Annotated in this window: 21 protein-coding genes; 9 read left to right on the top strand and 12 right to left on the bottom strand. The window is 44.7% G+C overall.

Annotation, left to right across the window (positions count from 1 at the left end):
- Nucleotides 1–34: 34 nt before the first annotated feature.
- The 7 genes from AAE250_RS13295 to AAE250_RS13265 form a co-directional block, all read right to left on the bottom strand.
- Entirely contained in the window at nt 35–718 is a 684-nt protein-coding gene (locus AAE250_RS13295; RefSeq protein ID WP_294600750.1) for an L-ribulose-5-phosphate 4-epimerase, read from the bottom strand.
- 6 nt (nt 719–724) lie between these two features.
- Nucleotides 725–1,402 carry an NUDIX hydrolase gene (locus tag AAE250_RS13290; protein ID WP_294600748.1) on the bottom strand — a complete coding sequence of 226 codons (678 nt, stop codon included), beginning with the start codon at nt 1,400–1,402 and terminating at the stop codon, nt 725–727.
- 39 nt (nt 1,403–1,441) lie between these two features.
- Nucleotides 1,442–3,136 (bottom strand): sodium:solute symporter, encoded by a 1,695-nt coding sequence (locus tag AAE250_RS13285; protein WP_294600747.1) that lies wholly within the window; start codon nt 3,134–3,136, stop codon nt 1,442–1,444.
- Between the two features lie 28 nt (nt 3,137–3,164).
- Nucleotides 3,165–4,304, bottom strand: coding sequence for an aldose epimerase family protein (locus AAE250_RS13280; protein ID WP_294600745.1), 1,140 nt, complete (start codon nt 4,302–4,304; stop codon nt 3,165–3,167).
- A 213-nt stretch (nt 4,305–4,517) separates the two neighbouring features.
- The gene (gene galK, locus AAE250_RS13275) at nt 4,518–5,672 is read right to left on the bottom strand and encodes a galactokinase (RefSeq protein WP_294600744.1); all 1,155 of its coding nucleotides are present in this window, start codon (nt 5,670–5,672) and stop codon (nt 4,518–4,520) included.
- A 65-nt stretch (nt 5,673–5,737) separates the two neighbouring features.
- Nucleotides 5,738–7,048: an MFS transporter gene (locus AAE250_RS13270; protein WP_294600743.1), complete on the bottom strand. Its 1,311-nt coding sequence runs from the start codon at nt 7,046–7,048 to the stop codon at nt 5,738–5,740.
- A 42-nt stretch (nt 7,049–7,090) separates the two neighbouring features.
- The gene (locus tag AAE250_RS13265) at nt 7,091–8,188 is read right to left on the bottom strand and encodes an aldose epimerase family protein (RefSeq protein ID WP_294600742.1); all 1,098 of its coding nucleotides are present in this window, start codon (nt 8,186–8,188) and stop codon (nt 7,091–7,093) included.
- A gap of 199 nt (nt 8,189–8,387) precedes the next feature.
- Between AAE250_RS13265 and AAE250_RS13260 the strand changes: the two genes are divergently transcribed.
- Nucleotides 8,388–9,359: a type I phosphomannose isomerase catalytic subunit gene (locus AAE250_RS13260; protein ID WP_294600741.1), complete on the top strand. Its 972-nt coding sequence runs from the start codon at nt 8,388–8,390 to the stop codon at nt 9,357–9,359.
- A gap of 79 nt (nt 9,360–9,438) precedes the next feature.
- On the opposite strand, the gene AAE250_RS13255 is transcribed toward AAE250_RS13260, so the two are convergent.
- From AAE250_RS13255 to AAE250_RS13240, 4 genes are all read right to left on the bottom strand, one after another.
- On the bottom strand, nt 9,439–9,702 hold the full coding sequence (locus AAE250_RS13255) for a hypothetical protein (protein WP_294600740.1): 264 nt from the start codon (nt 9,700–9,702) through the stop codon (nt 9,439–9,441).
- Nucleotides 9,703–9,714: 12 nt separating this feature from the next.
- On the bottom strand, nt 9,715–10,074 hold the full coding sequence (locus tag AAE250_RS13250) for a phage holin family protein (RefSeq protein ID WP_294600739.1): 360 nt from the start codon (nt 10,072–10,074) through the stop codon (nt 9,715–9,717).
- Between the two features lie 23 nt (nt 10,075–10,097).
- Entirely contained in the window at nt 10,098–10,307 is a 210-nt protein-coding gene (locus tag AAE250_RS13245; RefSeq protein WP_005826568.1) for a YtxH domain-containing protein, read from the bottom strand.
- Between the two features lie 268 nt (nt 10,308–10,575).
- Nucleotides 10,576–11,829: a DEAD/DEAH box helicase gene (locus tag AAE250_RS13240; RefSeq protein WP_294600738.1), complete on the bottom strand. Its 1,254-nt coding sequence runs from the start codon at nt 11,827–11,829 to the stop codon at nt 10,576–10,578.
- 218 nt (nt 11,830–12,047) lie between these two features.
- Between AAE250_RS13240 and AAE250_RS13235 the strand changes: the two genes are divergently transcribed.
- The 8 genes from AAE250_RS13235 to AAE250_RS13200 all read left to right on the top strand — a co-directional run bounded on the left by AAE250_RS13235 (nt 12,048) and on the right by AAE250_RS13200 (nt 20,365).
- Complete coding sequence (locus tag AAE250_RS13235; RefSeq protein WP_294600737.1) at nt 12,048–12,548, top strand: SPOR domain-containing protein; 501 nt, start codon at nt 12,048–12,050, stop codon at nt 12,546–12,548.
- 222 nt (nt 12,549–12,770) lie between these two features.
- Nucleotides 12,771–13,595, top strand: a complete 825-nt coding sequence (gene cysQ, locus AAE250_RS13230; RefSeq protein ID WP_294600736.1) for a 3'(2'),5'-bisphosphate nucleotidase CysQ — start codon at nt 12,771–12,773, stop codon at nt 13,593–13,595.
- Nucleotides 13,596–13,603: 8 nt separating this feature from the next.
- A complete protein-coding gene (locus AAE250_RS13225; RefSeq protein WP_294600735.1) occupies nt 13,604–15,157 on the top strand; it encodes an SLC13 family permease in 1,554 nt (517 codons plus the stop codon).
- Nucleotides 15,158–15,164: 7 nt separating this feature from the next.
- Nucleotides 15,165–15,773 (top strand): adenylyl-sulfate kinase, encoded by a 609-nt coding sequence (gene cysC / locus AAE250_RS13220; RefSeq protein WP_294600734.1) that lies wholly within the window; start codon nt 15,165–15,167, stop codon nt 15,771–15,773.
- Nucleotides 15,774–15,793: 20 nt separating this feature from the next.
- The gene (gene cysD / locus AAE250_RS13215) at nt 15,794–16,705 is read left to right on the top strand and encodes a sulfate adenylyltransferase subunit CysD (RefSeq protein ID WP_294600733.1); all 912 of its coding nucleotides are present in this window, start codon (nt 15,794–15,796) and stop codon (nt 16,703–16,705) included.
- 27 nt (nt 16,706–16,732) lie between these two features.
- Nucleotides 16,733–18,190, top strand: coding sequence for a sulfate adenylyltransferase subunit CysN (cysN, locus tag AAE250_RS13210; protein WP_294600732.1), 1,458 nt, complete (start codon nt 16,733–16,735; stop codon nt 18,188–18,190).
- A gap of 80 nt (nt 18,191–18,270) precedes the next feature.
- A complete protein-coding gene (locus tag AAE250_RS13205) occupies nt 18,271–19,377 on the top strand; it encodes a sulfotransferase family protein (protein ID WP_294600731.1) in 1,107 nt (368 codons plus the stop codon).
- A 22-nt stretch (nt 19,378–19,399) separates the two neighbouring features.
- Nucleotides 19,400–20,365 (top strand): PCMD domain-containing protein, encoded by a 966-nt coding sequence (locus tag AAE250_RS13200; protein WP_294600730.1) that lies wholly within the window; start codon nt 19,400–19,402, stop codon nt 20,363–20,365.
- A gap of 79 nt (nt 20,366–20,444) precedes the next feature.
- Here the strand turns inward: AAE250_RS13200 and AAE250_RS13195 are convergent, their stop codons facing one another.
- On the bottom strand, nt 20,445–21,566 hold the full coding sequence (locus tag AAE250_RS13195) for an OmpA family protein (RefSeq protein WP_294600729.1): 1,122 nt from the start codon (nt 21,564–21,566) through the stop codon (nt 20,445–20,447).
- Between the last annotated feature and the right edge of the window lie 41 nt (nt 21,567–21,607).

Here is a 21,607-nt window from a genome sequence, read left to right as displayed (position 1 = left end):
ATTGCTTTAGTTTTTAATTTGTTATTCTTGATTTTTATTGTCCATAATAAGCGTTCGGACCGTGCTTGCGGCTGAAGTGTTTCTCTACAAGCAGCGGATTCATTGTCAGGTTCGGATTGATGGTGTATGCTATCGAAGCCATCTTTGCAACCTGTTCCATGACTACTGCGTTGTGCACAGCGTCAGCAGCATCCTTTCCCCAGGCAAACGGTCCGTGATTCTTTACCAGCACTCCGGGGGTATGTACCGGGTTCAGGCTTTCAAAGCGTTTCACGATTACGTTGCCTGTTTCCAGTTCGTAGGCGCCTTTCACTTCCGTTTCTGTCATATCTGCCGTGCAGGGGATGGCGTCGTGGAAATAGTCGGCATGCGTCGTTCCTATGTTGGGGATGTCGCATCCGGCCTGCGCCCAGGCGGTAGCGTAAGTGGAGTGCGTATGTACCACTCCGCCTATTTCGGGGAATGCTTTGTAAAGCACCACATGGGTCGGTGTGTCCGAAGAAGGTTTCAGCTTTCCTTCTACGACGTTGCCGTCAAGGTCGACGATGACCATATCTTCTGCCTTCATTTCGTCATAACTCACTCCGCTGGGCTTGATGGCTACCAGACCGGTTTCGCGGTCGATAGCCGAAACATTGCCCCAAGTGAAGATGACCAGTCCATGCCTCACCAATTCAAGATTGGCATGGAATACTTTTTCTTTTAATGCTTCTAACATAATCGTTTAGAGTTTAAACTTCGGTGCCTTGCGGTATGCCTTCTCGTTGAACTGATATAAGGCGGCTCCGCGCTTGGACCCTGTTTTGTCTATCTTATCCGTCTTCTCTATGTAGTCCATTTCGGCTATCCGTTTGCGGAAGTTCCGCTTGTCGATAGCTTCGCCGTAAATGGCTTCGTACAGGCTTTGCAACTGCGACAGTGTGAATAGCTTGGGCAGAAGATTGAAACCGATAGGTTCGGTCGATGCTTTCTGCTGCATCAGCTTCCGTGCCTGTTCCACCATCTGCGGGTGGTCGAAGATAAGCTCCGGCAGGTCGTTGATATTCACCCAGAAGGCATTGTGTTGCTGCACCAATTCCTTGTCGTACTCGTTGATATTGATCAACGCATAATAGGCGATAGAAATAACCCGTTCGCCGGGATCACGTCCTATGTTGCCGAAGGTGCTTACTTGCTCCATATATACATTGCTCAGTCCGGTCAGCTCATTCAGAACTCTTTTGGCCGCATCATCCGCGCTTTCGTCTTCTTGCACGAAACCGCCCATCAGTGACCATTCGCCCATTGCCGGCTCAAAGTTACGCTTCAGTAGCAATAGGTTCAATTCTCCTTCGTTGAAACCGAAAATAATGCAGTCGATGGCTACGTAGAATTTCGGGTTTGAACTGTAATAATTACTCATATATTCTCTTGTTTTATATTGTTGGGTATCTTGTGTGCTTTACCAGAAGTACCAATAGAAAGCAGCCGTAATCGCCAGGATGATAACCGAGTGAATGACGTCCCACTTATTCCAACTGGCACGCGTCGCAGCCCTTTGTGCAGGAGTCGACGTACCGAATACCAACCCTTGTATCTTTGCAGCGCTTGGTGCCGCAGTGAACATGCTGACCACAATGACCACAATGATGCAGAACAGGAACATCCATCCGCAGAAGAACAGCCAGTTCATGTCGTAGAACAAGTATTTGAATACACCGCCAGCTACATCGCCTGCATTGCTGTAGTAAACCTTTGCTCCCAAACGGGTTAATCCGATAACCATACCGGCAATCAATCCCCACATACCACCTTGTGCCGATGTCCGCTTCCAACAGATGCCCAGGAGGAATGCAGCCGCAATACCCGGTGCCAATACAGATTGGACGTCTTGCAGGTAAGTATAGAGCACATCGCCTACGCTACGCATGATGGGAATCCACAGGATGCCCAGGATAACAATAACGACTGTTGCCGTCTGTCCGATAACTACTAATTTCTTTTCCGAGGTTTGGGGTTTGAACCGCTTGTAGAAGTCTATCGTGAAGAGCATTGCCGACGAGTTGAACAAAGAAGCCAGCGAACTCATCAATGCAGCCAGGATGCCGCATACAACGAGGCCTTTTACTCCGGCGGGCAGTAACTTGGCCACCAGCGTGGGGAAGGCTGCATCGGCATTGGCAGTGCCGTTTGCCAGCAGCGGCAAGAAACCTTCACCGCCTGCACCGAGGTATTTCTGATGCAAGGCAAAAGCAATCATGCCCGGAATGAGGAACAGAAATACGGGCAGCAGTTTCAGATAAGCTCCGAAGATGGTACCGCGTCGTGCTTCCTTTTCATTCTTTCCTGAGAGGACACGCTGTACGATGAACTGGTCTGTACACCAATACCAGAAACCGATAATCGCCGAGCCAATCAATGCACCCAGCCAGGGGAAGTTGGGATCGTTGTTGCTGCGTATAAGTTCCGTCATTGTATTGCCGTAGTCGTTTACGGTGACAGCACCGCATATTCTCATCATTTCGTCCCAGCCGCCCAGTTCTCTGAAACCAAGCACAAGGATGATTAATGAACCCAACAGCAGGATGGGAGTCTGCAATACAGAAGTATAAAGTACCGATTTCATTCCTCCGAAGATGGTATATAGTGCCGTCAGAAGAACGAGGCCGATCGCTGCAATCCAGAAGAAATCGATTCCCCATAGTTCCTTGATGCCGAATACTTGTTGGAAAACCAATCCACCGGCATATACCGTAACGGCAACTTTAGTCAGCACATAGCTGATTAAGGAGATTACAGACAGTATGGTACGGGATTGGGGATTGTAGCGGCGTTCCAGAAACTCCGGCATAGTGTATACCATGCTTCGTGAATAGAATGGTACGAATACCCAGCCAAGGATAAGAATCATCCATCCTTGTATTTCCCAGTGGGCCATAGCCATACCACTGGAGGCGCCGGCACCTGCCAGCCCGATCAAGTGTTCCGAACCGATATTGGATGCAAAGATAGATGCCCCGATTGCAAGCCAGGTTGCATCGCGTCCACCCAGGAAATAATCTGCGGAGTTGTTCTGTTTCTGTCTGACAACCCAAACAATAATACCAATCAAAGCCAGGAAAAATATTCCAATGACTAACCAATCTAATGTTCCCACGATACTAATTTGATTTATAAGGTTACTATTACTTCTCTACCGAGAATTTGAAGATACATTCGCTGTTGTATGTTTGTCCGGGTTTCAGTATAACGGACGGCCATTGGGGCTTGTTAGGACTATCCGGATAGTGTTGTGTTTCGAGGCATACGGAAGCACGCTGGTTGTAGGTGATACCTTTCTTGCCGGTCACTGTGCCGTCCAGGAAGTTGCCGGAGTATACCTGGATGCCCGGTTCGTTGGTGTAGACTTCCAGAGTGATGCCGCTTGTAGGTGACGTCAGTTTGGCGGCTACCTGATTAAGATCGCCTTGTGTATTCAGCACCCAGTTATGGTCATATCCGTTTCCGTTTTTCAACTGTACGAAGTCGAAGTTAGTAATATCTTGTCCTACTGCTTTCGGAGTGGTGAAATCCATCGGAGTATCTTTTACGGTAACTATTTCTCCGGTGGTCATAAACGTACTGTCTACCGGAGTATAGTTGTCTGCATTGACATATAAGATATGGTCTGTTGCTGCTTTTGAAGGATCTCCGGACAGATTGAAGTAGGAGTGGTTGGTCATGTTGATAATCGTCTTTTTATCTGTCGTTGCACTATACTTTATATCAATAGCATTGTCGTCCGTCAGTTTGAAGAGAACTTTTGCCGTTACATTGCCGGGGAAGTTCTCGTCGCCGTCCGGTGAAATGCGGGTCAGTTCCAAAGTCGTATTATCAATGAGATTGGCATTGTATACCTGATATTGCCATCCTTTGGGACCACCATGCAAGCAATGCCCGAAGTTATTCTGCGGCAATTGGATGGTATCTCCGTCTAAAACAAATTTCCCTTGGTTAATACGGTTGGCATAGCGTCCGATGGAAGCTCCGAAATCACTTGGAACATTGATGTAGTCGGCAATGCTGTCGAATCCAAGAACAACATCCTGCATATTCCCGTCTTTATCGGGAACCATAATGGAAACGATACGTCCGCCGAAGTTGGTGATGCATACTTCCATGCCTGCTTCATTCTTTAAAGTATAAAGATGTGTAGCGGCATCATTTACGGTTGTTTCGAATTTTGCCGGATTGAGTCCGGACAACGTAAGCTCGGTTTCTGCCTTTTGATTGCACGCAGCCAGCATCAGTGCGGCAATCCCTGCGAGTAGTGCATGTCTTTTCATGGTACTTATATTTAATGTAAATGAGTTGATTATCTTTCTTTGGGTGTAAAAGTAACACTTTTGTTCGGTGTATGATATACACTACTATATGTTATGCAACATATATGTAAAAAAAACAGGCCTTAGATGTATATTGTCGGGATGGGAATTGAAAAGAGAAAAGGGCATCTCCCATTGCTGGAAAATGCCCTTTATAGAGGATTTGTAGATTTCTTATTCTAATCTGCGAGCACCATCGCTGATGACCACATCATAGATCTTCGGACTTCTTCCGAATTTGTTCTTGAATTCTTCTTTTGCTTTGTCAACGAAGGTTTGATACAATTCTTCTTCTACCAGGTTGATTGTACATCCGCCGAATCCACCACCCATAACGCGTGAACCGGTAACGCCGCAGTCAAAAGCAAGGTCATTCAGGAAGTCAAGTTCTTCGCAGCTTACTTCGTATAACTTGCTCATGCCGTGATGCGTTTCGTACATCTTTTGGCCTACAGTTTCGTAATCTCCTCTTTCCAAGGCGTCACAAACATCGAGTACGCGTTGAATTTCTTCGATTACATATTCTGCACGCATGTAGTCTTCTGCACTGATGTCAGCTTTTGCTTCTTCCAGCATTGCCATTGTACAGTCACGCAGGAATTCTACATGAGGATGCTTCTTCTGAACAGCAGCAACAGCAGCCTCGCAACTTTGACGGCGCTTGTTGTATGCAGAAGATGCCAATTCATGTTTTACTACTGAATCAACAAGTACCAGACGATAGCCTTTCGGGTCGAATGGGAAGTATTGGTATTCCAATGAACGGCAATCCAAACGGATGAGGCTGCCCTTCTTGCCGAATACGGAAGCAAACTGGTCCATAATACCGCAATTAACGCCGCAGTAGTTATGTTCGGTAGCTTGTCCTACTTTCGCCAATTCAAACTTGTCAATCTTGTTATCTCCGAACAAATCGTTCAAAGCATAAGCGTATGTGCTTTCCAAAGCTGCAGAAGAGGACATTCCGGCACCCAGAGGTACATCGCCCGCAAAAGCAGTATTGAAACCTTTCACGTCTACGCCACGTTTCATCATTTCCCGGCATACACCGAAGATATATCTTGCCCAGCTGGCGCGGGGAGCATCTTCTTCATTCAAGCCGAATTCCACGTAGTCTTTCAAGTCGATGGAATAAGCTTTTACTGTGTTTGTGCCGTTGGGCTTTACTTCGGCAACCATTCCTTTGTCGATTGCTCCGGGGAATACAAAACCACCGTTATAATCAGTGTGTTCACCGATAAGGTTGATGCGACCCGGAGAAGCATATACTGCTCCCGTTGTTCCGTCAAAATGCTTGATGAAACGGCTTCTTACGTATTCTATATCCATAGCTATTTATGTTTTATAAGGTGAATATATCTAATTACCTGTATTTTCCCTATTTATCCTGTCTATTATTCTACGGGGATGTCTTTGTTAACATTCTTGCAACCTACCAGGCCGTAGAACAGCAAGTATGCAAGCGCTGCGATGATAACCCAGTAGCTTTCCATAAAGCCTGCTACGTCGGCTACCCAACCCTGAAGAACGGGGAGGATACCACCACCGCAAACTAATACCATAAACAGACCGGAAGCAGCAGCCAGATATTTGCCCAGTCCTTCTACTGCGAGGTTGAAGATACCACCCCACATAATAGAGGTACACAAACCGACCAGTACCAGATACATAGCGTTGATAGGTACTTCAGCAAGTCCGAAGGACAAACCGCCGGTAGCACTCTGCTGGAGCACGGGCAGGTTTACCAAAGAGTCTGTTGATGAGAAGATGGCAAGGAATACCAGTAACAAACCTAATGCGGAAGTAAAGGTAAGCATTGCTTTACTGGAAATCTTGGCACCCAGTGAAGCACCTGCCAGACGGCCGATCAACATCAGGAACCAATAAGTTCCTACTACGAAACCGGAGATAGTGGAAGCTATACCGGCACCGCCCTTTTCGATCGGGTCAGTCAGGAACAAGTTCAATGTACCCGGTACACCTACCTCGATACCTACATATACGAAGATTGCGATAGCTCCCAATATGAAGTGACGGAATTTCAAAGCACCTGACATCAACTTGCCGATAGGTTCTGTAGAAGCAGTGGCGTTGGGTTCCGGTATCGGCACGAACAAAAGTACGAAGAATGCAAAAGCAAATACAGCCATTGCTGTGTACATTACCGGGAAAATCTGAGAAATAGTAGCCTTCTCAATAGAACCGGCAATAAGGATACCTACGAACATCGGAGTGATAGTAGCCATTACGGAGTTGAAAGAACCACCGATCTGGATAAGTTGGTTACCCTTGTTTCCTTCACCACCGAGCTTGTTCAACATCGGATTTACAACGGTGTTGAGCAAACACATAGAGAAACCGGCAATAAATGCACCTGTCAGATATACGGCAAAAGCCATATCGGGGCTTGCATGGCCGGACAAATACTGAACACCTACGCCGATAAAGCCGACAGCTACTGCGATAAGCGCTGTCTTCTTATATCCAACTCGTTGTAATAAAATGCCACTTGGTATTCCCATCACTGCATATGCAATAAAGTTACCGAAGTTGCCCAGCATTCCTAATGCATTGGATACTGAAAACTGGTTCTTCAGCACAATTCCCATAGGGGCGGCAAGATTAGTAACAAATGAAATCATACCAAAAAGGAAGATCATCGTAATAATAGCGATGAGTTTACCATTCTGTTTTTGTTGTGTCATGGTTTTTGAATTTAATAAGTTTATAAAATTAGATTAGTTATTTCATTCTTGTACGCCAAACTTGTAAATAGTCACCTGTTGGTACTCGTCATCGGGCAGCAGCACAGCAGATGGAAAGTGAGGCTTGTTTGGAGTGTCGGGGAAGCATTGTGCTTCGAAGCATACGGCACTTCGGGCTGGGAAAGTGGCTCCATGAGCACCGGCAAAACCTCCCAACCAGTTTCCGGTGTAGAGTTGTACGCCACATTCTGTGGTATAGACTTCCATGGTACGTCCGCTCGTCGGTTCCGTGCAAGTAGCGGCAAGGCTCAATTCTCCGTTTTCTGTCTTGCTCAGTACATAGCAATGGTCATATCCTGCGCCGTTTATCAGTTGCTGGAATTTATCGTCAATCCGTTCTCCGATGGTATGGGGAGTGCGGAAGTCCATCGGAGTACCTTCTACCTTCAGAATTTCTCCGGTAGGGACAGATACTTCGTCGATTGGAACATAAAAATCAGCGTTGATAGTAATGATATTATTGAGGACGGTAGGAGTGGGGTTGGCAATGCCGGCGAGATTGAAGAATCCGTGATTGGTCAGGTTTACAACGGTAGCCTTGTCTGTAGTGGCCCGGTATTCGATTACCAGAGCATTGATTTCGTCTTCCAGGCGGTAGGTCATTTCTACTTCCAGATTTCCGGGGAATCCTTCTTCGCCGTCGGCCGATGTATAGTTGAAGATTACAGTCGACTGATCCGGTTGGATGGCATCCCATACACGGGTGTGGAAACCGGTAGGACCACCGTGCAAGGAATTAGGACCATTGTTGATTGCCAGTTGGTGCTCTTCGCCGTATAAGGTAAATTTGCCTTTTGCTATGCGGTTGCCGTAACGTCCGATAGTCGTATTCAAGAAAGGTTCGGGACTGTTGATGACGTGGTCGATACTGTCGTGCCCTAAAATGACATTGTCGTATTTTCCATTTTTGTCGGGTACCATAATGGAGAGGATAGCACATCCGTAATTGGTAACTGCCACTTCCATTCCTTGGGCGTTTTTCAGGATAAACAAATCTGTCTTTTTGTTATTTATATCCTTTTGAAAGTCTTTTCTGTCCAAACCGGACAGATTGCTTTCTGTTGGAGTAGTGTTCATCATAACCATGGTATTAATTAAATTTCTTGCAAATAAAAAGAAATTCTTTTGTTCTCCCAAGTAATTAGAAAGAAATGTAGGGAACATTTTAGGAAAGTTTAGCGTTTAACAAATGGAAGACAAATTAATATTTTTCGTATGTTTGTCCCCGTAATCTAAAAAAATCACATCATTAACAGAACGTTTTAATTAAAAACAGCGAATGTATCCTCTAAAATTTGAGCCTATTTTGAAGCAAACGCTTTGGGGAGGCGACAAGATTATTCCATTCAAACATTTGAATGATACCCTTACCAACGTAGGTGAGAGTTGGGAAGTGTCGGCAGTAGATGGCAGTGAGTCTATCGTAGCCAACGGTGCTGACAAAGGGCTTACACTGCCGGAGATGGTCCGAAAGTATAAAGAAGACCTGGTGGGCGAAGCTAACTATGCACGTTTCGGCAGTAAGTTTCCTTTGTTGATTAAATTCATCGATGCCAAGTTGGACTTGTCTATTCAGGTACATCCGGGTGATGAGTTGGCAAAAAAACGCCACAACAGTTTTGGAAAAAACGAAATGTGGTATGTTATTGCCGCTGATAAGGGAGCTAAATTGATTTCCGGCTTTTCCGAGCAAATAACTCCGAAAGAGTATAAGGAAAGAGTCTACAATGGTACATTTGCCGAAGTGCTGCAAACTTGTGCTATCAAACCGGGGGATGTGTTCTATGTTCCTGCTGGTCGTGTGCATGGCATCGGAGCCGGTGCTTTTGTAGCAGAGATCCAGCAGACGTCAGATATTACCTATCGTATTTTCGACTATAACCGGAAAGACAAGGATGGTAAATCGAGAGAGCTGCATACCAGCCAGGCTATTGATGCTGTCAACTTTGCAGATGTGCAGGATGATTTCCGTACGGAATACGAGCAAGTGCAGAATGAACCGGTAGAAATGGTGGCAAGCCCTTATTTCACTACTTCCATTTATGACATGACGGAAGAAATCACTTGCGACTATTCGGAATTGGACTCATTCGTTATTTTCATTTGTGTGGAAGGCGCATGCCGCGTCATCGATGATGAGAAGAATGAAATCTCATTGCAGGCCGGAGAAACAATCCTGCTACCGGCTGCTACTCAAGAAGTAACCATTGTTCCTGATGGTGCAGTGAAATTGCTCGAAACGTATGTCTGAGACTCCGATTGGACTGAGTAAATAAAACAGGAGGGGCAGCTGTCTGACAGTTGCCCCTCCTGTTTTATTTACTTAAATCCTACTTCTTTCTTCTTCCGAATAGCATTCTGAATTTCTTCATCAGCTTGGCTCCCAACATTATCCCGTCAAAAACAGCCATGCCGGTATTGAATGCTCTCATCATTGCATTCGCCTTATTAGTGGCAGGAGCAAGGGGAGCAAAGATTTCCTGGGTCAGGTCGGTCATGATTTCTTTCTGTGCACGAATTTGTTGCAGCAGTGTTGCTTTTCTTTGAGCAATGCTTTCTAAGGTGACAGGAGTGGTATCGGGCATATTATTCATGGATATTCATTTTTATTTGGATGTATCTAAGAATAGTTCTGCAATGAATCTCACCGTTGGATCGATGATCAACTTTTTGCGGAATAGTACAAGCAGGACAATGATCAGAATATGAAAACAGGTGATGAGTGCAAAACTCATCATAAGTCCACCTACCAGTGGCGCCAGTATATAAACCAGCGTGAATGACAGATGAAACAGAACCACTACGCCGAGGATGACAACCAGCAACACTAACAAAAGTGTAGAAAGTAGCTTGGATAATTTTTCTGTAACTTCCAGCTTCGTATATTCCTTTTGCAGTTCCAGATATTTCTTGAATTCAATGAATAGCTGCTGCATATTCTCAATACTTTTGTCGTCTGCAAACATAGTGGTTCTGTTTTAATACTTTTTTATTCCGTTACTTCGCCTTTAATTTCTGCGGCAATTTCATCCACCAGATCTTCCATTTCACTCCGGTTCAGGCGAATGCCTTTTTTGCGAAGTATTTCCGCGATTTTGTTACGGGTATCTTCTCCTTTTTCTGGAGCAAATAAAATACCGAGGGCTGCACCAACTGCGGCACCACCCAAGAAAGCTGCTAATACATTCAATCCTTTCATAATGTTGTTCCTTTCTTTTTTTAGAGGTTCATGTAGCAAAACTAACAATATTTTTTGAAAAAATGTTCGGAACGTCTGCTTTTTTTATACTTTTTCTTTGTTTAAGGGAAAATGATAATTTAGAAGCGCTATGGAGCATTTTGAATGATTTCAGAAATCATTGCTACAATGATCTCTGAAATTATTACTGCAATGATTTCTGAAATCATTGCAGTAATAAGATGAAGGGAAAAAACATAAATAGAATTGCGCTAAATTCCCATTTAATTTATTTCTGAGCAGCTTGCTTTTTTCTTCTCCAGAAATCTCCGTTTGCGCGGCTACCGCGGTATTTCTTGTTCTCTTTCGCTTTTGCCTTTATTTCTTCGGCTTTTATTTCCTGTGCCTTTGTTCCTGCTGTGGTGACAAAAGGATGGTCTTTAATGACCGGAATAGTCTTTCCTATCAATTTCTGAATATCTTTCAGGTACGGCAGTTCTTCCGATTCGCAGAATGAGAGTGCAATGCCGTCATGTCCGGCGCGTCCGGTTCGTCCGATACGATGCACGTACGTTTCCGGAATATTGGGTAACTCGTAGTTGATGACGTGAGACAGTTGGTCTACGTCGATACCGCGTGCTGCAATATCTGTTGCAATCAGTACGCGCAAACTGTGGCTCTTGAATCCGTTCAATGCACGTTGGCGGGCATTTTGCGATTTGTTGCCATGTATGGCTTCTGCACCGATTCCCGATTTATTGAGGATGCGTGCCAGTTTGTCTGCTCCGTATTTCGTTCTGGTGAATATCAGTACGGATTCGATAGCGGGGCCTTTCAATAAATGGATCAGCAGGTCTTTCTTTTCATTCTTTTCCACGAAGTAAACTGCCTGTGAAATTGTATCGACGGTAGAGGAAGCCGGGGTAACTTCTACTTTCTCCGGATTCGTTAACATCGAGTTTGCCAAGGTCTCTATTTCGGGTGGCATTGTTGCCGAGAAGAAAAGAGTCTGTCGCCGCGCAGGCAGTAATTTCAAGATACGCCGGATATCATGGATGAATCCCATATCCAGCATCCGGTCTGCTTCGTCCAGCACAAAGAACTCAAGCGCTTTAAGACTGATGAATCCTTGATTGATCAAGTCTTGCAGGCGTCCGGGGGTGGCGATCAGTATCTGTACTCCGCGCTTCAGCTCATCGGTTTGCGGTTTTTGACCTACACCGCCGAATATCACGGCATGCCTTAATCCTGTATATTTCCCGTATGCTTCGAAACATTCGCCTATCTGTATGGCCAACTCCCGGGTAGGTGTCAGTATCAGGGCTTTTATACTTTTACGATTATCCGTTTTATATAACTTTTGTAAGATAGGAATGGAGAAAGCGGCGGTTTTGCCTGTTCCGGTTTGAGCACATCCTAATAAATCTTTTCCTTGAAGCAATATGGGGATAGATTTCTCCTGAATCGGAGTAGGGGTAGAATACCCCTCTTCTTGAAGAGCCTTCAATATGGGCTCTATCAGCTTTAAATTTTCAAATGTCATGTAATCAATTAAGTGAGCCTCACGCTCTGTTTATATTCAGCAAATATACGGCAAGTCTTTGGGGGAAATCTCTTTTTATGGCAGGGTTTAATTATATTTAACTAAGGAAACAGGGGCATAATTGTGCGTTATGCTGTACTTTTGTTCCATATTTTAAAACAGTAAGATAAAGAAGGTAAGAATAGGCATAGAATTTACTAACAAAAACGATAAAAAAGATGAAAAAATTAGCCGTATTGGGAATGGGAGTGTGCATTGTATTGGCATTCTCTTCTTGTAAATCAAGTGAAAGTGCTTATAAAAAGGCATACGAAAAGGCAAAACAACAAGAATTGGCAGAACCTCAAACTACTGCTCCTGTTGAAGAAGTGGCTCCGGTTGTAACTGCTCCTGTAGAAGCAAAGGTTGTGGAAAGTGCTCCTGCTGGTATGCGCCAAGAGAAACTGACAGTTGTTTCCGGCGTTGACGGCCTGAAAGCTTACAGTGTGGTCTGTGGTAGCTTTGGTGTAAAAGCAAATGCCGAGAGCCTGAAAAACTTCTTGGATGACGCAGGTTACGATGCAGTGATTGCCTTCAATGCAGAAGCTGCTATGTATCGTGTGATTGTGAACACCTTTGACGACAGAGCTTCGGCTGCTGCAGCACGTGATGCATTTAAAGCTAAATACCCTAACCGCAAGGACTTCCAGGGTGCATGGCTGTTGTATCGCATCCATTAATTGAATTCTTTTTGGTAATTCATAGAAAGGAGGATTTCTTTCCTTTCAGAATGAGGCAGTAACTGGGAAGTTACTGCCTTTTTTGCATTCGGTGGGTTGTGATGTGAAAAGTACTTATAAACTTCTCTCTTTCGTTTAAAAGAAGTTATAAAATGAGATACGGAAACTTTTGAACGTAGAAAAGTTTTTAATTTTGCATCTTATCATAAGAGGAATTATAGTATGGAACGACAATATATGTTAAAAGCAATTGATGCTGCTCTACGGGCTGGTGAAGAAATACTTTCTATCTATGAAGACCCGGCATCCGATTTTCAAATAGAAAAAAAAGCAGATAATTCGCCTCTTACTATTGCTGACCGTAAAGCCCATGAAACGATTTGCCGATGGTTGAGTGACACGCCTTTCCCCTTGTTGAGCGAGGAAGGAAAACACTTGTCCTATTCAGAACGTCGGACGTGGGAAACGCTGTGGATAGTAGACCCTCTGGATGGTACCAAAGAGTTTATCAAGCGGAATGGTGAATTTACGGTAAATATAGCATTAGTTCACAATTCAATTCCTGTGATGGGCGTTATTTACTTGCCGGTAAAGAAAGAGCTCTATTTTGGAGCTGAAGGGGTGGGAGCCTATAAACTTTCTAACATAGCTGCATGTGGCGAATCTTCTTTGGATGAGTTGATTGCTGCTGCTACCCGGTTGCCGGAGGCTGGAGCGCACGATAAATTTGTAATTGTAGCTTCCCGTTCGCACCTGACTCCCGAAACCGAAGCCTACATTGAAGAAATGAAACATCGTCATGCAGAAGTCGAATTGATATCAAGTGGAAGTTCCATCAAAATCTGTCTGGTTGCAGAAGGTAAAGCAGATGTATATCCCCGTTTTGCTCCTACAATGGAATGGGACACAGCTGCAGGACATGCCATTGCACGCGCTGCCGGCATGGAAATATACCAGGCCGGAAAGGAAGAACCGCTGCAATATAACAAAGAAGACTTGCTGAATCCTTGGTTTATAGTGGAGACCAAGCATACTGAAACCAAATAACAATCCGTATGACATTCGAAATATTGTTTGTGTTGTTGGCATTGCTGGGCATGGTACTTGCTTTGGTACTGGATAAAATGCGTCCGGGCATGGTGCTGTTTTCTGTTGTAGTGTTGTTTTTGTGCGCAGGTATTCTCACTCCTAAGGAAATGCTGGAGGGGTTCAGCAATAAAGGAATGATTACGGTTGCCATGTTATTCCTGGTCAGTGAGGGAATCCGGCAGTCCGGTGCATTGGGACAAATCATAAAGAAATTGCTTCCTCAGGGAAAGACTACCGTTTTCAGGGCACAAGTCCGCATGTTGCCGACTATTTCTTTCATTTCCGCTTTCCTGAACAATACTCCGGTGGTTGTTATTTTTGCTCCTATCATTAAGCGTTGGGCAGAATCGGTGAAACTTCCGGCTACTAAATTTTTGATACCTCTTTCTTATGTGACAATTCTTGGTGGTATATGTACGCTGATAGGTACATCGACCAATCTGGTGGTACATGGCATGATATTGGAAGCCGGATATGAGGGTTTCACAATGTTCGAACTGGGTAAAGTCGGAATATTCATTGCCATTGCGGGCATCATTTATTTGTTTGCTTTTTCTTCAAAGCTTTTACCCGATGTGCGTACGGATGCTGTGAATACGGAAGAAGAGCCGGAGGAATATGGCAATCTGCATCGGGTGGAGGCTGTGCTTGGAGCCCGTTTTCCGGGTATCAACAAGAGACTTGGAGATTTTAATTTCGAGCGTCATTATGGGGCTGAAGTAAAGGAAATCAAGCGGGGCGGACAAAGCTTTACCCAGAATCTGGAGAATGAATATCTTCGTGAGGGCGATACGCTGGTAGTGATGGCAGACGATTCTTTCGTACAGACCTGGGGAGAATCTTCCGTATTCGTGTTGCTGGCCAATGGAAAAGATACCGAACCTGTGCCCGGAAAGAAAAAACGCTGGTTTGCACTGTTCTTGCTGATCATGATGATTACGGGAGCTACAGTTGGCGAACTTCCGGCTGTCAAAGAAGCCTTTCCCGGCATCAAGTTGGATATGTTTTTCTTTGTCTCCATTACTACTATTATTATGGCCTGGACAAAGATCTTTCCTGCCCGCAAATATACGAAATACATTTCCTGGGATATCCTTATAACAATAGCTTGTGCCTTCGCCATCAGTAAAGCGATGGTAAACTCCGGAGTGGCAGATGTTGTGGCACGTTTTATCATTGATATGAGTGATCATTATGGACCTCAGGTATTGCTGGCGGCAATGTTTATCATAACGAATCTGTTTACGGAGTTGATTACGAATAATGCAGCTGCGGCTCTTGCCTTCCCGCTGGCACTTTCTATTTCCTCGCAGATGGGAGTCAGCCCGATGCCATTCTTTGTTGTGATTTGTATGGCTGCATCCGCCAGCTTCTCAACTCCTATCGGCTATCAGACGAACTTGATCGTTCAGGGTATCGGTAACTATAAGTTCACCGACTTCGTACGTATCGGACTTCCACTGAACATTATTACATTCTTGATATCTATTTTTTTAATACCTATAATCTGGCCCTTTTAATTGAATTATGACAGAAAAGAATATATATCCTATTTTTGATAAAATGCTTTCCCGAAAAGATAGGGAGGCATTGATTGGACAACATGCTGTAATGGTATGGTTTACCGGTCTCAGTGGTTCGGGCAAGAGTACTCTGGCCATTGCACTGGAACGTGAGTTGTATAAACGCGGTTTTTTCTGCCGCATATTGGATGGTGATAACATTCGCAGTGGCATCAATAATAACTTGGGCTTTACGGAGGCCGACCGTATAGAGAATATCCGCCGTATAGCCGAGGTCTCTAAACTCTTTATCGATGCAGGTGTTATTACGATCGCAGCATTTATCAGTCCCAACAATGAGATGCGCGAAATGGCAGCCGATATCATCGGGCGGGATGATTTCCTGGAAGTTTATGTCAGCACTCCACTCGAAGAGTGTGAGCGTCGCGACGTGAAGGGCTTGTATGCAAAGGCGCGCCAGGGTGAAATTAAGAATTTCACAGGTATTTCCGCTCCCTTTGAAGTGCCTGCGCATCCGGACCTTTCTCTCGATACCTCTGTTTTGAGTATTGAGGAATCGGTAGACAGGCTGCTTGAACTTGTATATCCACATATCTTAAAAGAGCAAGACTAAATTACACTTTTTGATTGATAATGAAAGAAGAATATAAATTGAGCCATTTGAAAGAACTCGAAGCAGAGTCCATTCATATTATCCGTGAAGTGGCAGCGGAGTTTGAGAATCCGGTGATGCTGTACAGCATTGGCAAGGACTCTTCGGTAATGGTGCGCCTGGCCGAAAAAGCATTCTACCCGGGAAAAGTACCGTTTCCTTTGATGCACATTGATTCTAAATGGAAGTTCAAGGAGATGATACAGTTCCGTGACGAATATGCCCGGAAGTTTGGTTGGAATCTGATTGTAGAGAGCAATATGGAGGCTTTCCATGCAGGTGTAGGCCCGTTTACGCATGGTAGTAAGGTACACACGGACTTGATGAAGACGCAGGCCTTGCTCCACGCATTGGATAAATATAAGTTTGATGCAGCTTTCGGAGGTGCCCGTCGTGATGAGGAGAAATCGCGTGCTAAGGAACGTATTTTTTCTTTCCGTGACAAGTTCCACCAATGGGACCCCAAGAACCAGCGTCCGGAGTTATGGGATATTTATAATGCCCGCGTTCATAAGGGAGAGAGCATTCGCGTGTTCCCGTTGAGCAATTGGACGGAATTGGATATCTGGCAATACATCCGCTTGGAGAATATTCCTATCGTGCCTTTGTACTTCGCCAAGGAGCGTCCTTGTGTAGAGATTGACGGAAATCTGATTATGGCTGATGACGATCGTTTGCCGGAACAATACCGCGATCAGATAAAGATGCGCATGGTGCGTTTTCGTACATTGGGCTGCTGGCCCTTGACCGGTGCTGTGGAGAGTAATGCCGATACCATCGAAAAGATTGTGGAAGAGATGATGACTACCACCAAGAGCGAACGTACTACCCGTGTCATCGACTTTGACCAAGATGCCAGTATGGAGCAGAAAAAGCGTGAAGGTTATTTCTAAAGCAACTAATCATAAAGAACGAAAGAAATGGATAATAAGTTAGATATAAAGGCTTTTCTGGATAAGGATGAACAAAAGGACTTATTGAGGCTGTTGACTGCCGGTTCGGTAGATGATGGGAAGTCAACTTTGATAGGGCGTTTGTTGTTCGACAGCAAGAAGCTGTATGAAGACCAGTTGGATGCATTGGAGCGCGACAGCAAACGTATGGGTAATGCGGGCGACCATATAGACTATGCGTTGTTGCTGGATGGATTGAAAGCCGAGCGTGAACAAGGCATTACTATTGACGTGGCCTACCGTTACTTCTCGACGAACAACCGTAAATTTATTATAGCCGATACTCCGGGACACGAGCAATACACCCGCAATATGATTACCGGAGGTTCCACTGCGAACCTCGCAATCATCCTGGTAGATGCCCGTATGGGTGTTATTACGCAGACGCGCCGGCATACTTTCCTGGTTTCACTGCTTGGAATCAAGCATGTGGTGCTTGCAGTGAATAAGATGGACTTGGTGGACTTCTCGGAAGAACGTTTCAACGAGATAGTCGGTGAATATAAGAAGTTTGTGGCACCCTTGAATATTCCTGATATAAACTGCATTCCTCTGTCTGCTCTGGATGGCGATAATGTAGTGGAGAAGTCGGAACGTACCCCTTGGTATAAGGGCATTTCATTGCTCGATTTTCTGGAGACTGTACATATCGATAATGACCATAATCTCAGAGACTTCCGTTTCCCGGTACAGTATGTGCTGCGTCCTAACCTTAATTTCCGCGGTTTTTGTGGTAAAGTAGCTTCCGGTGTTGTGCGTAAAGGGGATGAAGTGATGGCATTGCCCTCCGGCAAGAAATCTCATATCAAGAGTATTGTGACTTACGACGGAGAATTGGATTATGCTTTTCCGCCCCAGTCCGTAACGCTGACTTTGGAAGATGAAATTGATGTGTCGAGAGGGGAGATGCTGGTACACCCGGACAACTTGCCCATTATGGATCGTAATTTCGAAACCATGTTAGTATGGATGGATGAAGAACCGATGGACGTCAACAAGTCATTCTTCATCAAACAGACCACCAACCTGAGCCGTACGCGTATTGATAGCATCAAATATAAGGTGGATGTCAACACGATGGAACACCTTTCCGTGGAGAACGGGAAACTGACGAAGGAGACCCTGCCGATGCAGCTCAACCAGATAGCCCGTGTAGTACTGACTACTGCTAAAGAACTGTTCTTCGACCCGTATCAGAAGAATAAAGCCTGTGGCTCGTTCATTCTGATTGACCCGATAACTAACAATACCAGTGCGGTCGGTATGATTATAGATCGGGTAGAAGACAAGGATATGCATATTTCTGCGGATCTTCCCGTATTGGATTTACCGAAATTAGGCATTGCTCCCGAGCATTACGAAGCCGTGGAGAAAGCTGTGAAAGACTTGGAACGTCAAGGTATTGAAGTCATAATTAATAAATAGCAGTTGATTATTGATGATTACTTATACCGCTTATCGCGCAGCCTAATTGTCAATTGTCAATTATCAATTATCAATTAAAAATGGGTTTACTTGAATTCAATAAACTTCCGATAAACACCTTGGTAGGTGCTGATTGGAAAACTTTTAAAAGCATAACTGGAGGCCGTGAGATAGATGCTGCCTATAAAGGTAAATACCGGCTGACAAAAGCTGTTTGCCGCTTGCTCTCCACATTGGCTCCCTTGCAGGACAGACGCTACGAAAAGCTACTGGCAGATAAACCGCTGGAGCATGATCCGGTATTTATCCTGGGGCATTGGCGCAGCGGAACGACGTTTGTACACAATGTCTTTTCCTGTGACAGGCATTTCGGCTACAACACTACTTATCAAACTGTGTTTCCACACCTGATGATGTGGGGACAGCCGTTCTTCAAGAAGAATATGAGTTGGCTGATGCCGGATAAACGGCCTACGGATAATATGGAATTGGCTGTAGACCTTCCACAGGAGGAAGAGTTTGCCTTGGCAAATATGATGCCTTATACGTATTACAACTTCTGGTTTCTTCCGAAGTACCAGCAGGAGTATGCTGATAAGTATCTGCTATTTGATGACATAACGGAAGCTGAATTGAAAACATTTGAAGAAACATTTGTCAAGCTGATAAAGATTTCTCTTTGGAATACAAACGGCACTCAGTTCCTTAGCAAGAACCCGCCTCATACGGGACGTGTGAAGGAGCTTGTCAAGATGTTCCCGAATGCGAAGTTTATCTACCTGATGCGTAATCCTTATACGGTATTCGAGAGCACCCGCAGCTTCTTTACCAATACTATCCAGCCTCTGAAATTGCAGGATATCAGCAACGAAGAACTGGAAAAGAATATCCTCTCCATCTATACAAAGTTGTATCATAAGTATGAGGCGGATAAGGCAAGCATTCCCGCAGGAAATCTGATAGAGGTGAAGTTTGAAGATTTTGAGGCGGATGCAATGGCGATGACCGAACATATCTACAATGCCTTGTCAATCCCCGGCTTTGAGAAAGCTCATGCTGATATCGAGAAGTATGTAGGCGGAAAGAAAGGTTATAAAAAGAATAAATATAAGTACGATGACCGCACGGTACAACTGGTTCAGGATAACTGGAACTTTGCATTGGAGCAGTGGAAGTACGAAATTTAGTTGAACAAAAGAAATAAGGTTGATGATTCAAAAGAAAGTTTGTATGTTGGGAATGCTGTCTGCCATGCTCTGTTGCGGAGCAGTATCGGCGCAGCAGCACGAAGTAGAGATGATTCCTTTCGGAAATATGGATCAATGGATTGACCGTCAGATTAAGGAATCCGGTATTATCGGTGGTGCAATGAAGAATGTCTATGCCATCGGCCCTACTTCAACAATCCGGGAAAATAAGGAATATAAGAACATGGGAGGCTCTCCATGGGCAACATCCAATGTGATGGCGCGGGTAGCGGGTATTACTAAAACCAATACCTCCGTCTTCCCCGAGAAGAGGGGAGACGGATTCTGTGCCCGTATGGATACTCGTATGGAGAGCGTAAAGGTATTTGGAATTGTAGATATTACTGTGCTGGCCGCCGGTTCCATGTTCCTAGGTGAGGTGCACGAACCTATTAAAGGGACTAAGAATCCGCAGAAAATGCTGAATTCCGGAATTCCTTTTACCAAGAAACCCATCGCTGTGCAGTTTGATTATAAAGTGAAGATGTCCGACCGCGAGAAGCGTATTCGGGCAACAGGATTCAGCCGTATTACGGATGTGGAAGGGAAGGACTTTCCCGAAGTGAATTTATTCTTGCAGAAGCGCTGGGAAGATGAGAAAGGGAATATCTATGCCAAACGTGTGGGCACAATGGTGGTTCGCTACTATGCTACTACCGACTGGCACAATAATGCGACTTACTCCATCATGTATGGTGACATAACCGGAGATCCTGCATACAAGGCCCACATGATGCGTCTTCAGGTTGAAGAGCGTTATGCGGTAAATAGTAAAGGGGAGAGTGTTCCGGTGAGAGAAGTGGCTTGGGGAACCGAAGATGATGTTCCTACTCATCTGTTATTGCAATTCACCTCCAGCCATGGGGGAGCTTATATTGGTTCTCCCGGCAATTCGCTGTGGATTGATAATGTGAAGCTGATATATTGATTTTCACCTTTTTCCTATAAAAAATGCCTCGTGCTCAAATGATACACGAGGCATTTTCCTTATATTTCCCTAATACCTATTATTCCAGGATTACTACGCGGTTCAAGAAGTTCTTACCGAACATATTTGCAGTACCACCGAATCCAACGAGTTCGAGTTGGTCTTTATCAACGCCCTGAGCGATCAAAGCATCATAAACAGCCTGAGCACGTTTTTCAGACAACTTCTGGTTCCAGGAAGCACTACCGGTAGCTTTGTCAGCATAACCTGCAACTTTGTACTTCTTATCCGAATTAGCCTTCAGGATTTTAGCAGCCAGTTCGATGTTAACCTTGCCGTAATCGTCAATCTTGGCACTGCCGAGTTTGAAGAAGATGGCACGAGGACCGGCAACTTCAACTTCCTTAGTCACTTCCTTTACTTCAGGTTTCACGTTAGCCAATGCATTCTTGCAGTTAGCCAAGTCAGCCTGAGCTTGTGCCAGTTCGCTTCTGTATTTGTTGATTTCAGCATTGATAGCATCTTCATCAACTTTGGGACCGCAAGTTACAAACTTCTTACCACCGAAAGTGTAAGCTACACCCGCGGTTAGAGATATTGCACCGTCTGTGTGCGCAGAACTGTAGTTCCCGAAGATAGACGGAGACACTTCGCCTCTGGCTTCAATGTTGATGTCCAGATAACGGTTTACATTGAACTGTCCCATTAAACCGACAGAACCGTTAATCAAAGCATTCAATTTGCTTTGGTCACCGTAAGTCTTGGCAAAAGTCAAACCGGGACCGGCGAATACCGACAGTGTGAACACACGGCTGGGGTTATAACCGCCAATTGCATTGGAGAGATTGAACAAACCGTCGGCACGCAGTGTGAAGTAGTTTTTGTTCTTTACTTCATTGTACTGATTGGCAGGCATTCCATAATTGGAATACAATGTAGACCACATTCCGGCTACTTGTCCGCGAACACCCCAAACCGGGTTAAACAGTTTACCCACTGATATATGTATCAGCGGTGTGATGGCATGGCCCAAACCATAATCACTGTTGTCAGGGTTTACACAAACTTGGCCTCCTACACCAGCGCTGATAAAGATATTGTCTTTAAACTTCTCGCTGTAGTATTTCTCCTTTGTCTGTGCAGTTGCCGTCAAGGCGAAGCCTGCCAACATAATAGATAATATACTGAATTTATATTTCATTGTTTTATGTTTTTAATGATAAACTCTTGCTTCTTGCGTCT

The sequence above is a fragment of the Bacteroides sp. GD17 genome (assembly GCF_038448625.1).
Classification (GTDB): domain Bacteria; phylum Bacteroidota; class Bacteroidia; order Bacteroidales; family Bacteroidaceae; genus Bacteroides.
This window is presented reverse-complemented; position numbering and strand designations above follow the sequence as displayed.